General features: G+C 41.2%; 15 protein-coding genes and 1 pseudogene. 6 read left to right on the forward strand and 10 right to left on the reverse strand.

Going from position 1 to position 14,243, the window contains the following annotated elements:
* Window positions 1-79: 79 nt before the first annotated feature.
* Entirely contained in the window at window positions 80-1,051 is a 972-nt protein-coding gene (locus D3H55_RS02100) for a tRNA dihydrouridine synthase (RefSeq protein WP_119545435.1), read from the reverse strand.
* A gap of 423 nt (window positions 1,052-1,474) precedes the next feature.
* Window positions 1,475-3,418, reverse strand: a complete 1,944-nt coding sequence (ltaS, locus tag D3H55_RS02105; protein ID WP_119545253.1) for a lipoteichoic acid synthase — start codon at window positions 3,416-3,418, stop codon at window positions 1,475-1,477.
* Window positions 3,419-3,632: 214 nt separating this feature from the next.
* Between ltaS and D3H55_RS02110 the strand changes: the two genes are divergently transcribed.
* Window positions 3,633-3,818 (forward strand): hypothetical protein, encoded by a 186-nt coding sequence (locus D3H55_RS02110; RefSeq protein ID WP_119545254.1) that lies wholly within the window; start codon window positions 3,633-3,635, stop codon window positions 3,816-3,818.
* 70 nt (window positions 3,819-3,888) lie between these two features.
* Here D3H55_RS02110 and D3H55_RS02115 read toward each other — a convergent pair.
* The 5 genes and pseudogenes from D3H55_RS02115 to D3H55_RS02135 form a co-directional block, all read right to left on the reverse strand.
* Window positions 3,889-4,125, reverse strand: a pseudogene (locus D3H55_RS02115) (endonuclease); the annotation flags it as partial.
* A gap of 46 nt (window positions 4,126-4,171) precedes the next feature.
* Window positions 4,172-5,023, reverse strand: coding sequence for a cation diffusion facilitator family transporter (locus D3H55_RS02120; RefSeq protein WP_119545255.1), 852 nt, complete (start codon window positions 5,021-5,023; stop codon window positions 4,172-4,174).
* Window positions 5,024-5,235: 212 nt separating this feature from the next.
* Entirely contained in the window at window positions 5,236-5,661 is a 426-nt protein-coding gene (locus tag D3H55_RS02125; protein WP_119545256.1) for a disulfide oxidoreductase, read from the reverse strand.
* A 2-nt stretch (window positions 5,662-5,663) separates the two neighbouring features.
* Window positions 5,664-6,329 (reverse strand): DsbA family protein, encoded by a 666-nt coding sequence (locus tag D3H55_RS02130; RefSeq protein ID WP_119545257.1) that lies wholly within the window; start codon window positions 6,327-6,329, stop codon window positions 5,664-5,666.
* A gap of 116 nt (window positions 6,330-6,445) precedes the next feature.
* Window positions 6,446-7,036, reverse strand: coding sequence for a YdhK family protein (locus D3H55_RS02135; protein WP_119545258.1), 591 nt, complete (start codon window positions 7,034-7,036; stop codon window positions 6,446-6,448).
* 164 nt (window positions 7,037-7,200) lie between these two features.
* Between D3H55_RS02135 and D3H55_RS02140 the strand changes: the two genes are divergently transcribed.
* The 3 genes from D3H55_RS02140 (at window position 7,201) to D3H55_RS02150 (ending at window position 9,842) form a co-directional block, all read left to right on the forward strand.
* Window positions 7,201-8,562, forward strand: a complete 1,362-nt coding sequence (locus tag D3H55_RS02140) for a sensor histidine kinase (RefSeq protein WP_119545259.1) — start codon at window positions 7,201-7,203, stop codon at window positions 8,560-8,562.
* Window positions 8,546-9,259, forward strand: coding sequence for a response regulator transcription factor (locus tag D3H55_RS02145; protein ID WP_420808726.1), 714 nt, complete (start codon window positions 8,546-8,548; stop codon window positions 9,257-9,259). Before D3H55_RS02140 ends, D3H55_RS02145 begins: the two co-directional genes overlap by 17 nt.
* Before the next feature lie 130 nt (window positions 9,260-9,389).
* On the forward strand, window positions 9,390-9,842 hold the full coding sequence (locus D3H55_RS02150; RefSeq protein WP_168412930.1) for a DUF305 domain-containing protein: 453 nt from the start codon (window positions 9,390-9,392) through the stop codon (window positions 9,840-9,842).
* 70 nt (window positions 9,843-9,912) lie between these two features.
* Here the strand turns inward: D3H55_RS02150 and D3H55_RS02155 are convergent, their stop codons facing one another.
* From D3H55_RS02155 to D3H55_RS02165, 3 genes are all read right to left on the reverse strand, one after another.
* The gene (locus D3H55_RS02155; RefSeq protein ID WP_119545260.1) at window positions 9,913-10,461 is read right to left on the reverse strand and encodes a manganese catalase family protein; all 549 of its coding nucleotides are present in this window, start codon (window positions 10,459-10,461) and stop codon (window positions 9,913-9,915) included.
* A gap of 12 nt (window positions 10,462-10,473) precedes the next feature.
* Window positions 10,474-10,740, reverse strand: a complete 267-nt coding sequence (locus D3H55_RS02160) for a spore coat protein CotJB (protein WP_119545261.1) — start codon at window positions 10,738-10,740, stop codon at window positions 10,474-10,476.
* 172 nt (window positions 10,741-10,912) lie between these two features.
* Window positions 10,913-11,593 carry a hypothetical protein gene (locus tag D3H55_RS02165; protein ID WP_119545262.1) on the reverse strand — a complete coding sequence of 227 codons (681 nt, stop codon included), beginning with the start codon at window positions 11,591-11,593 and terminating at the stop codon, window positions 10,913-10,915.
* Window positions 11,594-11,705: 112 nt separating this feature from the next.
* Between D3H55_RS02165 and D3H55_RS02170 the strand changes: the two genes are divergently transcribed.
* Together D3H55_RS02170 and D3H55_RS02175 are read left to right on the forward strand one after the other, a co-directional pair.
* On the forward strand, window positions 11,706-12,590 hold the full coding sequence (locus D3H55_RS02170; protein WP_168412931.1) for an ABC transporter permease subunit: 885 nt from the start codon (window positions 11,706-11,708) through the stop codon (window positions 12,588-12,590).
* Window positions 12,583-13,596, forward strand: coding sequence for an ABC transporter permease subunit (locus D3H55_RS02175; protein ID WP_119545264.1), 1,014 nt, complete (start codon window positions 12,583-12,585; stop codon window positions 13,594-13,596). The genes D3H55_RS02170 and D3H55_RS02175 overlap by 8 nt, the downstream gene beginning before the upstream one ends.
* The last annotated feature ends 647 nt before the right edge of the window (window positions 13,597-14,243 follow it).

Here is a 14,243-nt window from a genome sequence, read left to right on the forward strand (position 1 = left end):
GAAAAGAGCCTTTCAAAATAAAATAAAGATGAAAAAAAAGAGCGGAAGTTAAAAAATCTCCCGCTCTTTTTATATATGGCTAATTAGTATTTTCATTTTCAAACCGATTCAGCAACTCACGAACTTCATCGGTTGTCTGAGTTTCCATCAATAGATTTCTCAGTTCGCTTGCTCCCCGGAATTCCCGCACATAGATTTTGAAGAAACGGCGGAGCGGCTTAAATGAACGCGGTTCGAATTCAGTTGTGTACTGATCGAACAGGTCAAGATGCAGCCTTAACAGATCCAGCAATTCCTTGCTGCTGTGTTCTTTCTTTTCTTTTTCGAAGGCGAAGGGGTTATTGAAGATTCCGCGGCCGATCATTACCCCATCTACACCGTATTTTTCCACAAGCTCCAAACCTGTTTGGCGGTCAGGGATATCACCATTGATGGTCAAAAGTGTATCGGGTGCCACTTCATCTCGAAGCTTCTTGATTTCGGGAATCAGTTCCCAATGGGCATCCACCTTGCTCATTTCCTTTTTAGTTCGCAAATGAATGGAAAGATTGACGATGTCCTGCTCCAAGAGATGCTTCAGCCAGCCGCGCCATTCATCTACCTCTGTATAACCAAGCCTTGTTTTGACACTTACAGGGAGCCCGCCTGCCTTGGCAGCTTGAATCAGCTCGGCTGCAATTTCCGGACGCCTTATAAGGCCCGATCCTTTTCCATTGCCTGCTACATTCGCAACAGGACATCCCATATTGATATCTATCCCCCGAAAGCCTTCCTTTGCCATCCCGATACTCATTTCACGGAAAAATTCCGGCTTATCGCCCCATATATGGGCTACAATCGGCTGTTCATCTTCTGTAAATGTAAGGCGTCCCCGGACACTTTGCTTCCCGTTCGGGTGACAGTAGCTTTCGGAGTTCGTAAACTCTGTAAAAAACACATCTGGTCTTGCTGCTTCACTTACTACATGACGGAATACAACATCAGTCACATCTTCCATTGGTGCCAATATAAAGAATGGCCGTGGTAATTCACGCCAGAAATTATCATTCATTGTCAAAATCAATCCTCTCATCATCAGGTCATCAGGACTGGCCGGATGTAACCGCAAAAATAAAAAGCAAAGAGATACGCCTTCTTTACTTCCTTTACACTTATACCATGTTTGATGCCAGTTTATCAATATATACTCATTATTTAAGGCTCTTTTCGTAAACTTTGTTGCTATTCAATATAGAATTTCAACTAATATCCTGGTAAATCGTCGTAAAACCCCTGTGAGCAGGAAAGAAAAGAGCTGCTCGTTCTTTTTCGAGAGTAAAACCTTTGTATACAGGGGAAAAATCCGGCACCTGGGATTTTTCCGAAAGCAACAATTTATGCGAAAACAGCCTTATTTATATATAATTTCTATGGAAACATAACCATCATTCAAAACAAAAAGCTGCTGAGCTTACAAGCTCAACAACTTTTTGGTTTATCTGTTTTCACTGTTATCCTGCCCTGTATCATTAGGGTCCTCGAGGATGTAGTTGTAGTTTGACCGGTCAACCGGTGTAAAACCTTCAGGCGTGTAAAATCTTAGAAGGTCTCCTTCTACAACCCTGTCGGAATAATCAAGCTCTTTTTGAGTTCGTTCTCTAAGTTCAATTGCTTTTTCTGTTTCTTCTATTTGTTCACCAGTAGTTGAATCATAATATTTTCCATCAGTATGAGTGATTTCCGGACTTACATAATCACCGTTTCTGAAAGGCACCAATTCTTCATGATCTTCGGATAATAAATCAGAACCAAATTGAAGATATTGCTTCGTTTCGATTCCTAATAAGTGCATTAGAGTCGGGAGCAAATCAACTTGACCTCCATACTGGTGCATTTCGCCGCCTTCCATTCCAGGAACATGGATCATTAATGGGACTCTCTGGAGGCCAGCACTTTCAAATGGTGTAATTTCTTTATTTAACACTTTAGCCATAGCCTTATTATGATTCTCGGAAATCCCGTAATGGTCCCCATACATGACCACCATTGTATTTTCATATAACCCGGATTCTTTCAGGTAATCAAAGAATTCCTTAATGGCTTCATCTGCATACCGTGCAGTCTGGAAGTAGTTATCAACAGATGCATCTCCTGTGGTGTGAGGAGCAATCGTTGTTTTTTCCTGGTCCATTTTATAAGGAAAATGATGAGATACCGTCAGGAATTTTGTGTAAAATGGCTGCGGCAGTGATTCAAGTAACGGCTGAGACTGTTCAAAGAACGGCTTATCCATCAATCCATACTCCGCAAGTTCATCTGATTCCAAATCATAATAGCTTGCATCAAAGAACTTATCAAAACCAAATGATTTATATATTTCGTTTCGGTTCCAGAACGTTCCATTATTCCCATGGAAAACCGCTGAAGTATACCCTTTTTGGCCAAGGATGGCAGGTGCTGCCTGATAGGTGTTCATACCTTTTAATGCGAAAGCAGAACCCTGTGGCAGGCCATACATGGAATTCTCCAATAAAAATTCTGCATCGGATGTTTTCCCTTGAGCTGTCTGGTGAAAGAAATTATCAAAGTACAGTGTATTTTGATCTTTCGTTAATGAGTTTAAGTACGGAGTGACTTCTTCACCGTGAAGCTTATAGTCAATCAGGAAATTCTGCATGGACTCCAGATGAAGGTAGATGACGTTCATCCCTTTTGCAGCCCCGAAATATTCAGGATTGGGTTTTGCATAATTAGAATTATTGTAGGAAAGGACTTCCGCTACATCATCCGAATCTGCAAGTGCACGCTTTGAAGAAACCTTAATACTTTGCACAGCATCATAAATGGTATAATTATACATACCCAAATACTTAACGATATAGTTGCGGTCAAACGTTCTGGTCAATAACTGCGGGCGGTCTTTTTCTGCAAGTTGAAGATTAACCGCCAGAATCAAGACAGCAGTTATCAATACTGCTCCGGCATATCTGCCTTTGACAGCTGCAGTTGGCTGCTTCCTTTTGAAGAACAGGCCAATGGCAAGCACAATAATCGTATCTGCAAACAATAAGATATCGTGCGGTTTCAAAAGAGATGTAACACTTGTACTGACATCACCGAAGTTATCAGTCTGCATCAATGTTGGAATGGTAATGAAATCACTGAAAAATCGATAGTACACTACGTTTGCAAATAATAAAAAGCTCAAAACAAAATCAAACACTATGAGCCAAAGGAATTTTCTCTTATTTGACAGTAAGGTTAACCCTAAAAATAACAGGATGGAGCCTAATGGATTTATAAATAGGAGAAACTCCTGCAAACTATTATCCAAACCCAGTCTGAATTCTATATGTTGTACTAAATATGTTTTGATCCATAATAAAGCAACCGCCAGGAAGAAAAGGGTCAGGTGGCTCTTTTTCATTTTTTCAAACATATTTACTTTCACCTCACGTCTTCTTTTTACTAGTAAACTCTCAAACTCGTTCAAACCATTCAATAATTTTATAACAAAATGTAAAGAATGTAAAGATAGTATTTATATTTATTTTTTGAAGATACTTATCCGGCCTGCTTCGTGTCCCTTTCTTATTGTTTAAACTCCGGCCTATATGTGTATAGATAACTATCCATAAATTAGGAGGGATAAAGTGAAGAGGAAACATTTAGCTCTTGCCATTCCAATGGCAGCAAGTCTCTTTATGTCAGCTTGTGCAGAAGAAGGAAGAATGTCTCCTGAAGAAGAGGATGTTGATATACAGGATCCTGGTAAAGAAGAAGATGCAGAGGATATTGAAAAGAATGAAACCATTAAGGACCAGGAAACAGAAGAATAATACAGGGATTATTACAATAAAAAAGGAAGATCAGCACCTGATCTTCCTTTTTTATGCACTCCTTACTGCAAATCCTCTCGGCGAATTCCGGATGATCAATAAAAGGGTTCCGGTTTCCTTGGTATAGGTCAAATATGACATCATTTCTATGTCTCTCAACCGAATCAACAGGATCTTGTTCATTCTAATCCAACAATGAAACTTTTCCGTGGTACGGGCCCCTTTCATTATTCACGATATTATTCAGTCCCAGGTCGATCTCGCCGCTATCCCCTTCATAACTGACCGCCCTATATAAAAGCATGCGGTCTGGAATCTTTTCTCAAAAGCAAAAAGCGAGCAGGCTGGCCAGCTCACTTTTCCGGTGGATGGACTTCGATGATTGAATGAATGATATTTATTTCAGATACGATATCTTTAACTTCACTCTTTAGTTCTTCAACATGTCCCGACGACAAATTTTTACTTAAATACAAATGGACAGACATGGCATTGACCTCCCCATCTATAGACCAAATATGAAAATGCTCTGTCCTTTCCACTGCGTCCAGGCCTTCCACTTCTGCTTTTATGCCCTCCAGGTCAACATCTTCGGGCACAGCATCCAGAAATATCTTTATTGTCTTGATCAGTTTTCGTGTCACATTGAAAAGCACAAATGATGTGATGGATATAGAAAGAATCGGATCGAGGATATGTATATCCTTAAACAATAAGACACAGCTTACAACCAGTACACCAATCCAGCCGAGCAGGTCTTCCAGCAGATGCCATGAAAGCACGCTTTCATTCATAGAGCTTCCCTTATGGAGCCGCCATGCAGCAAATCCATTCACCCCTACTCCCAAAACCGCAAGCCAGAGCATCCCTTGTGCATCCGGGTGGGGGGGATCGAAAAGGCGGGGAATCGCTTCTGTCAAAACATAAATCGACCCAAAGAATAATATGGTCCCGCTTATCAATGCTCCCAAAGTTGAGAAACGTTTATACCCGAAGCTGTATCTGTTGTTGCTCCCTTTATTGGACAATTTCTGCAGATACCATGAACTGCCCAATGAGATACTGTCTCCTAAATCATGGACGGCATCAGAAAGGATGGCCATGCTGTTAGTCAAGAATCCACCAATGAATTCGATGATGGTGAAAATCAGGTTGAGAAAAAACGCTAATTTTGTGTTGCTTGAAGCAGAATGTCTTTTAGACATATCATCACACCCTTTGTAATTGAATATTATATGTTTTTTTACACCTATAAAGAGGAAGGTAAACTTCATACCTTCCCTGCAAGAATAAAACAGCATGTAAGAAGACCATTCTTTCATTACCTTTTAGATCTGTTGGTTGACCATTATTTATAAAACCTTTAACTAACTGAACAAAAATATCCACCTTCTAATTCAAAGGTGGATTTCCTTGTTTATTTTGTTTTCCCTGAAAGAATTGTGAATAACGTGATTAAGATGAAAGCAGTGAGCGCAAGAAACGGAATGGTAATAAACCCGAACCAGTTGATGTATTCAGAACTGCATGGTACTCCGCTCGTGCAAGGTTTGATGGCGGCAAATCCCGGCACCTTCTGTTCGAGGTAATGAAAAAGGGAAATTAGCCCCCCAATAATGGACATCGGGAGAACGATCTTTTTCAGGGTTATATCATTCTGGAATGTAGCAACTCCTAGGATCAGTGTCAAAGGATACATCGCAATCCTTTGATACCAGCAAAGCTCACAGGGGATAAAGCTCCTGATTTCACTGAAATAAAGGCTCCCCATAGTCGCTATAATGGCTGTAAGCCAGGCACCGTATAAAAAGAACTGGCTTTTATCGGACTGTTTTGTCTCCATCTTTATTGTCCCTCTTCAATCAATTCTTTGATCCTATCATAATCATATGGGTCTTCCAATTTTGTGCCATTGATAATAATGGTGGGTGTCTGCTGGATATTAAACTCTTCAACTAAGGATTTGTCCGCTTCGACCGCTTCAATGCCGCTGCCTTGCTCAATATCCTGCTTCAATTGTTCAACATCCATATCAGTTGTTGCCCCCGCTACCTCCATAAGTTTCTCAATAGTAATCCATGATGTATCATGGTTAGCATTTGGCTGCTGATTGAAAAGCTCTTTATGAAAGGCAAAATAGGATCCCGGATCATTTTCATAAACTGACTCTGCCGCGAGGGCACTTAATGTAGATTCCTCACCATGGAATAGCGTATTGATGTAAGAAAAGTTTGCTTTTCCGGTATCAATGAAGTCACTCTTTAATTTAGGGTAGATTTCAGCTCCCCATGCTTTACATGCCGGACATTTGAAATCCCCAAATTCCACAACGGAAACCGGTGCATCGTTTTCGCCAATAGTCGGCTGGTTCTCAGTTGCCGGATGGGAATCGAGCGTTTCATCCGTGTTTTTACTTTTATTTGTTAGTAAAGCGATTGATACAAGAAGGACCACGACCACCAGTGTGATGATCACAAGGTACTTCATAGGAGAAGATTTCTTTTTACTCATATATTCACCTCAAATAAGAAATAGTTATCAATATCATACCATGTTATATAGATTGCATAGGAAAGAAAGTTTTACATATTTTCAACAAAAACATCTGCAGATCTGAAACAGACATTTCAATAAGTTTGTTCAGAAGAGTGAAGTTCTTCTTCTGACATCCACAGATGATTTTTCACAGGCTTACTTCCATCCGTTGGAGTATAATCAATGACATAGACTGTCTTCTCCTCTGCTGTATCAACTGTTGCGTCGGCACCTTTCATCCCTTCCATATGTGCAGCTTCTATCGTTACCCCACTTCCCGGTTTGAATGGCTCTTGATCTGCTTCTTTCAATTCTTCATGGACCACCCATTCATGTTCTTCCACCCTGTCTCCGCCGGTAACGGGATCGTAAGAGACTCTGTATACCGTTGTTTCATATGCTCCAACAATGGTTGCTTCCGCGCCCTTCATTCCACTCATATGATCTTTTTCAATTATAACTTTGCTTCCCGTTTTGTATTTGGGATCCTCTGCTTCTTGCATTCCTTCAGGAATATCTCCTTCCATGGAATGATCCATCCCTGTGTGGCCGCTTGGGTTTTCCTCAGTATCCGATTGGTGCTCTTCCTCATTGCTTCCAGTGGCATTTTCTTTGGTGCCTATTCCGCAAGCAGCTAAAGCAATTATTAACAAAGCAACTGACAATAATATGATTTTTTTCATGACAAATTCCTCCTTTGTTTTTATTATTTCAAGAAATTATGCAAAAATTATGTAGAGCGGCATTATTTTTTCCTGGCCCCTTACTTTTTCATTCCCGCTCCTGCAAACTTTCTTCATATTTATCGTGTACAATGAGAAAGTCTTGAAAAGAAATGAGGATGATGATGAAAAAAATATCGACGAAATTGGCCATTTACTTCCTCGCCGCCGTATTGATCATGGAATCTTTGCTCATGATCTATCTCCACAGCAGCATGATTGATACCAGGACCCAGGAAGAATTCCAGTCCATTCTTTCCCGCGGTAACAGTCATCGTGATGTATTGGAAGACAGTTATACAGAAGGAACCCTTAATCATATCGCCCATATGGAATCCAAAACGGATACGGAAGTTGTCATAACAGATGAAAACAAGAAAATCATTGCCAGTTCGAAGGATGTTTCGGATGGAATGAGAAACCTGATAAATGACCACCCGCAAGAGGTGCCCCGGGAAGGATTGCTGATAGAGTCTGATTGGGAAAAAATGAATTACCTTGCCACTGTAACGGAGTATAACAACGGTGCAGAAGAAGGGTATGTCTATATGTTTAAAAATACGAAGCCGTTGCGGTCCTTGATCCAGAAGCTGAACTACCACTTTCTTATGGCCGGAATACTGGGCTTGCTTATCATTGCTGTCATTTATTTTCTATTGTCACGGATCCTGACCAGGCCGCTCATCAATATGAAAGAAGCCACAGAGCAGCTCAGCAACGGGGATTTTCTGGTCAAGCTTCCCGAGCTGGGAAAAGATGAACTTGGCGAACTCTCTAATTCCATCCAAAAATTAGCAAACGATCTTGAGAATATCCAAAATGACCGACTTGAATTCTTGGCAAGTGTCTCCCATGAATTACGTACACCTTTGACATATATCCAGGGCTATACTGCTGTCGCCCTTAGGGAAGGGATCTCTGATGAGAAGAGAAATGAGTATTTGAGAATCATTCAGGATGAGTCCGGAAGAATCGTTCATTTAATAGAAAACTTATTTGAACTGGCAAAAATCGATCAGAACACCTTTACGATTACAAAACAAGAGATTGAATTATGCCCGCTCATCCAAAGTGTTGCTAAGAAAGTAGGACCTGCATTTGACAGGAAGAATATGACCCTTCAAATTTCCTGCCCGAAAACCGTTTATGCTTTCGCTGATCCTCTTCGGTTGGAGCAAATCATCTTGAACCTGCTTGATAATGCGCTTAAATATTCTGAGGAAAATACCATTACCAGTGTCATGATCCGCTCACCAGAAGCCGGAAAAGTAGGAATCACCGTAACAGATCAAGGTTATGGTATACCGGAAAATGAGCTGCAGCATATCTTCAAACGCCTGTATCGAGTTGAGAAATCGCGCTCCCGCGTAAGCGGCGGTTCCGGACTCGGCCTTTCCATCGTGAAGGAATTAGTGGAAGCGCATGGAGGTTCTGTAGCGATAGAAAGCAAAGAAGGAAAAGGAACAAGCATTGAAATACTTATATAGCGGGGTGAAATCCTTGAAAACGATACTACTGGTCGATGATGAAGCAAGGATGCGTGATCTTCTGGAGTTATATCTGGAACCTAAAGGGTATTCCTGCATGAAAGCTTCCGGAGGGTACGAGTCCATTCGTATGTTGAAAAAAGAAAAGATAGACCTTGTTCTGCTCGATGTGATGATGCCGGAAATGAACGGATGGGAAGCCTGCAGAAAAATCAGGGAGTTCTCAGATATTCCGATCATCATGCTGACAGCCAGAAGCGAAAAAGAAGATGTGATTAATGGCCTGGATGTCGGAGCGGATGACTATATCACCAAGCCTTTCGATGAAGACATCCTCGCTGCCAGGGCTCATGCCCTTTTGAGAAGGCAGGAGATTCAAAATAGGGAAGAAAACAATGAGATAGTCAGAGGGGAATTCCGCTTGAACACCGAAGCCTATATATTAAACTACCGCGAACTCTCCCTGACTTTGACACTGAAGGAATTCCTGCTCCTTGAAACCTTGATGAAGCATCCTGAAAGGGTCTATACCAGGGAACAGCTCCTCTCCATCGCTTGGGATATTAATGCCAGCACAGATATTCGCACTGTGGATTCTCATATAAGGAACCTAAGGGACAAACTGAAAAAAGCCAGCATACCGATTGAGAATCACCTGACAACCGTTTGGGGAATCGGCTATCAATGGAAGGTATAAGAGGAGTTCTTTTGGCCATAGACCATGATTTTTCTTAGGCACGCAAAAAAAATTTGGTTTTGCATACTTTCTGCAAATTCGCAGGGAATGAATAAAAGCAGAACTAATTTTACCTAAAGGAGTGTCTTCTATGAAGCCATATTGGAAGTTTGCGGGAATGGTGATTACATCCACCATCATCATGTTTATATTCAAATATTGGAGCACTTTTAAAGTGGAACATATTTTCTTCAGTGAAACAAGAGCCTATATGGCCCTGCTTATGGGTGCTACGATGGCCGTAATCATGCTGTTATTCATGACGCACATGCTGAAAAACAAAAAAGCGAATATTGGGATCCTTGCGGGAAGCGTGATTGTGTTCGGCCTTTCCCTTTTTCTTCTGAGGAGCCAGGTCCTTGTCGATGACGTGGACTATATGGAAGCGATGATCCCCCATCATTCCATCGCTATTTTGACAAGCGAAAGAGCCCAGATCGAGGACCCGCGGGTTAGGAAACTGGCAGACGGAATTATCAAAGCACAGCGCAAAGAAATTGCCGAAATGAAGAGATATATCGAAGACTTGAAAGATGAGGAGTAGTCATTAGGATTATGTAGAGATTTATTAGTAAGAGGTGCAGATCAAATTACTGATTTGCACCTCTCTTTTTTTATTCTTCTTTTAATATCTCCATAGCTTCCCGCAATCGCTGTATATGCACAATTTCCCTTTCCCTTAAGAAACGGAGGGTGTCGTTCACTGCAGGATCGTCAGATAAATTGATGAGCCATTGATACCCCGCTCTTGCTTTCTCTTCAGCAGCAATATCATCATAAAGATCTGCTAAGGGATCCCCTTTGCTTTGGATATAAGCTGCTGTCCAAGGGATACCTTGTGCGTTTTGGTAAAAAATCGATTTTCCATGATCAACGTAATAGCCTGCTAGACCCGCTTCCTGCAGATCATCGGGGGTTGCATCTTTTGTAAGCTTGTAAAATAATGCTGCAATCATCTCCATATGAGCCAATTCTTCTGTTCCGATATCATTTATAATAGCAATGACCCCGGGAGGCATCGTATAACGCTGCGTTAGATATCTTAGTGACTGTGAAAGCTCGCCATCCTGCCCCCCGTATGCTTCCAAAAGATTTTTGGCGAAGCTTGGATTGCAAGCTGAAACCTTTACTGGATAAAGCAGCTTCTTTTCATATATCCACATGTAACCACCTCCTCACAACGGCCAAGGCCAAGGTGAGTCTGTCCACTTCCATGGAAAGCCCCCCTTGCTGAGGCCAAAATTGAGTAAAGGTCCAAAAGATTTTTCAATTTGTTTTTCAATTTTTCTTCGTTCCGTGACATATGAATTGAACTGTTGAATTGCTGCCCTATCTTCAGGATGGGTGTCGAGGTATAAATTAAGCTCCAACAGGACAAACTGTACAGCTTGTAATTCTTCAAATAATCTTTGCAGTTTTGATAAATCATTTTTTTGAGCCATCCAAGCACATCCTTTCTTCTGGAATAACTATTGGCTCTTGGTACATGCTATGCATTCTGCCGAATCTTGTATAGGTGATTTAGAGCAAAATGATAGAAAAGTGAGTTACAGCAGTCTCTATCTTTCCAAAATAAAAAAGCGACGCCCGTTAAAACAGACGCCGCTTTTTATCTCAGTGCAATTCAAGAGTCACTTGGTCTCCATTTGGTTCATCAGCTTTCATGACTTCGGCTGATTTGATATATCCCTTCACTGGCTTATCTCCGTGGACCATGGAATTCTCTGGATCTGCTTCCTTTAATACTTGAATTCCCGCCAATTCATCCAAGTCTCCTGCTTGTTCAATCATTTGCTGCTTGATTTCCTCTTCCTGGCTTTCCGGTTCAAAGACCAATTCAAACCGGTAGCGGGTCGATGTTTCAGGTCGTTTGTACGTCTTTGTTTCAAGTGTACCATCCTCAAGAACAGACGTTCCTATTCCGACAATGTTAGGAGGCACCTCATTAAATGGTTTAACCTCTCCACTCTCAATCTGTTCAATCGTCGCATTCCCTGGATATATCTTCAAACTTATATCTATATAGGATTCAAATGGAAGATCCGTGTCACCTGTTAAAACCATATTCTCTCCATCTAACTCAAGAAAAGCATTTATTTTAAAGGCTGGTTCTTCTTCCGGTTCTTCTGTTTTCACTTCTTCCTGCTCCTGAACCTTCACTGTCTGCCTGTGCTCCTTTTGAATTTCCTTTTGTTTTGCGTTTTGAGCTGTCGGGTCAAACACAATTCTGCAGGCTGAGAGAATCGAAACTGAAGATAGAATCAGAAGAATGAGAAAAATCTTTTTTTTGTTCATTTTCCATCTCCTTCGACAGTTTTTTCAGAATAGTGTTTACTATTCAATTTCTATATTGTACCATTTGTATAGAGAATTTTGTATATTTTTTGAAGAAAAGGCAGGAGATTTCATGAAAAGGACATTGCTGACACCCCTTCACTTCGGGGTTGTGTTAATAGGGTTATTCTTACTGAGCGGGATCAGTTCGCTGCTTGATTATGATACAGAATTAGTCATTAATGTTGGAGCATATGGGTTAAGGCTGTGGCAGACGATACTTGATTTGTTTTCTCCCTCCTCCATCATCGTCATTTGGGGAGCGGATGACAGAGAATATCAGATGCTTGATATTTTTCTATCTACATATCCTTATTCTTTCAGTATTCTGTTCATATCTTTCTTCGCAGCAATCCTTATTTCAGTCATATTGAGTTATTTGATGATGCTGCTGCCCCGGAACCTATATAAGCTTTCCGTAAAAGTTGTCAATATCCTCGATGGGTTGCCAGATGTATTTTTGGTCGTGTTGTTCCAGTTGTTTATTGTGTGGCTGTTCAAACAAACTGATATCCTCTTATTCAATATCTATACAACAGGTGAGGAACGAATCTACACCCTTCCGGTCATTTGCCTGTCGTTTCTGCCTGTGGTGTTCTTGATGAAACAGTTTCTATTTCAACTTCAGGAAGAGGAAAGCAAGCCGTATGTAGAATTTTCATTTTCTAAAGGCTTTAAAAAATCCTACACAATTTGGTTTCATGTATTCCGGAATGTCTGGATCCATTTTTTCCTGCATTTGAAACCTATATTCCTTTTGATGCTGTCCAACCTGCTCATCATCGAGGTCTTATTCAATATCAAAGGCTTCATGACAGTTCTGCTTAGAACGGCAACATCATCTGCACCTGCCTTCTTTATTGGGATGCTTTTGATTTCCGTCCCATTTTTCCTAGTATTTACATTCGGTTCCTGGCTGCTGAAAAAATGGCTGAAAGGAGGAGAATACAATGTCTAATAAGATCTTTAAACGTTTGGCTTTCCCAATTTTGATCATCATCGGACTTTTGGCAGCGAGTTTCCTGGTGCCTGTGCTATATCCTGATTATGATGAGATCATAAACTACCTCAAAGATGAGAATAACAAAGTAATTGCTGCCCCGCCATTCTCTGCTGAAGAAATGCCGCTTTTAGGCAGTGACAGGCTGGGAAGGAACTTTCTGCTGATCCTGATCGCGGGAGCCAAATATACCATTTTTGCAGCACTCGCTATTGCAGCGCTCAGGATGATTTTTGGATTCTTGTTCGCAGTTCTTTACACCTTTCTTCCAGGATCATTTACCAGAACATTGAAAGGCTTAGGGGAATCTTTTCAATATATCCCTCTCGCCATTGTGGTTTTCGCTCTGCTGGCACCACTGGAAGGTGCATTCCAAGGCGATGCACTGCCATCGAGCCGTTATTTCTTCATACAACTGGCAGGCATAGCCGCCATAACCATTCCATCATTGGGAATCTATCTCGGGGAAGAAATGAAGATTTATCTGAAACAGGAATTTATAGAAGTCTCGAAGATCATGGGAGCAAGCCGGTTTCATCTCGTCAGGAAACACCTCCTGCCCCAATTTTTACGCCATTCTATTGTTCTATTTTCCGAGCAGGTTTCCCAGGCTCTCTCATTGCTTATTCAACTCGGTGTCATCTTAATGGCACTCGGCGGCATCAAGGTGGCAGAATTTGCAATCGGGCCATATGAACCAAGCAACCCTGTCTATTTTTCTGAGACAAATGAATGGGCAGCCACCATCAGTATGAATATTCAGCAGGTTTTCTCAAACCCATTGCTTGTTGTAGTTCCATTAACACTTTTCTCGATATTGATCCTATGCATCAATTCCATAAGCGCATCTCTAAAAAAAGCATTGATTGATAGTGACGTAACAACTAAAAGGTCTGTTGAAAAAGACAAACAACCAGAAGGACATGTTAAAATTTCAGAAGACCTGTTCACTTTTAAAAATTGATTTCAATCTAATAATGTCTGGCTATTGTTCAGCCATTCACAATACGCGTAAAAAAGCAGCGGTTTAAGTTACTCCGCTGCTTTTTTGTTTGAAACTCTCAGCTCTCTATTGAATCCGCTTCGTAACTCATCTGGATTTTATTGGCCAATTTAACGCTTATAGAGCCGGAAGCTACTGTATTTTGAATTTTGTCATCCTATTTAGAGACTCATTTAGCTGTCTCCTTCTGTTTTTCCGGCTCATTGGCTCATTTAGACACTAAATGGGTTAGCTACTCGCTGAACTCCATTACTCACTGATCTATTTAACCGTTTATTGGGCCGTTACCTTATTAGCCTCCTTCACTCACTGGACCATTTAACCGTTTAATGGGCCAGAAACTCGCTAGACCCCATCACTCATTGGACCATTTAGACACTAATTTGGCCGGCTTCCCGCTGGTCTCCATTACTCAACGGATCATTTAACTGCTTATTGGGCCAGGAACTTGCTAAACCCCTTCACTCAAGGGACCATTTAGAAACTAATTGGACCGTTTACTCGCTGGACCCTATCACTCTACGGACCATTTATCCACTAATTGGGCCAGGAACTCGCTTAACTTCAGCACTCAACGGACTATTTAGACACTAATTGGTCCGGCTTCT

The organism is Bacillus salacetis, assembly GCF_003581585.1.
GTDB lineage: Bacteria > Bacillota > Bacilli > Bacillales > Bacillaceae_B > Rossellomorea > Rossellomorea salacetis.

Bases quoted from the DNA above. Each gene is read 5' to 3' on its own strand.
- D3H55_RS02150 (WP_168412930.1), top strand. From the start codon at position 9,390: ATGAAGCCATATTGGAAGTTTGCGGGAATGGTGATTACATCCACCATC.
- D3H55_RS02100 (WP_119545435.1), bottom strand. From the start codon at position 1,051: ATGAATGATAATTTCTGGCGTGAATTACCACGGCCATTCTTTATATTG.
- D3H55_RS02160 (WP_119545261.1), bottom strand. From the start codon at position 10,740: ATGGCTCAAAAAAATGATTTATCAAAACTGCAAAGATTATTTGAAGAA.
- D3H55_RS02125 (WP_119545256.1), bottom strand. From the start codon at position 5,661: ATGGAGACAAAACAGTCCGATAAAAGCCAGTTCTTTTTATACGGTGCC.
- D3H55_RS02175 (WP_119545264.1), top strand. From the start codon at position 12,583: ATGTCTAATAAGATCTTTAAACGTTTGGCTTTCCCAATTTTGATCATC.
- D3H55_RS02165 (WP_119545262.1), bottom strand. From the start codon at position 11,593: ATGAACAAAAAAAAGATTTTTCTCATTCTTCTGATTCTATCTTCAGTT.
- D3H55_RS02155 (WP_119545260.1), bottom strand. From the start codon at position 10,461: ATGTGGATATATGAAAAGAAGCTGCTTTATCCAGTAAAGGTTTCAGCT.
- D3H55_RS02170 (WP_168412931.1), top strand. From the start codon at position 11,706: ATGAAAAGGACATTGCTGACACCCCTTCACTTCGGGGTTGTGTTAATA.
- ltaS (WP_119545253.1), bottom strand. From the start codon at position 3,418: ATGTTTGAAAAAATGAAAAAGAGCCACCTGACCCTTTTCTTCCTGGCG.
- D3H55_RS02135 (WP_119545258.1), bottom strand. From the start codon at position 7,036: ATGAAAAAAATCATATTATTGTCAGTTGCTTTGTTAATAATTGCTTTA.
- D3H55_RS02140 (WP_119545259.1), top strand. From the start codon at position 7,201: ATGAAAAAAATATCGACGAAATTGGCCATTTACTTCCTCGCCGCCGTA.
- D3H55_RS02130 (WP_119545257.1), bottom strand. From the start codon at position 6,329: ATGAGTAAAAAGAAATCTTCTCCTATGAAGTACCTTGTGATCATCACA.
- D3H55_RS02120 (WP_119545255.1), bottom strand. From the start codon at position 5,023: ATGTCTAAAAGACATTCTGCTTCAAGCAACACAAAATTAGCGTTTTTT.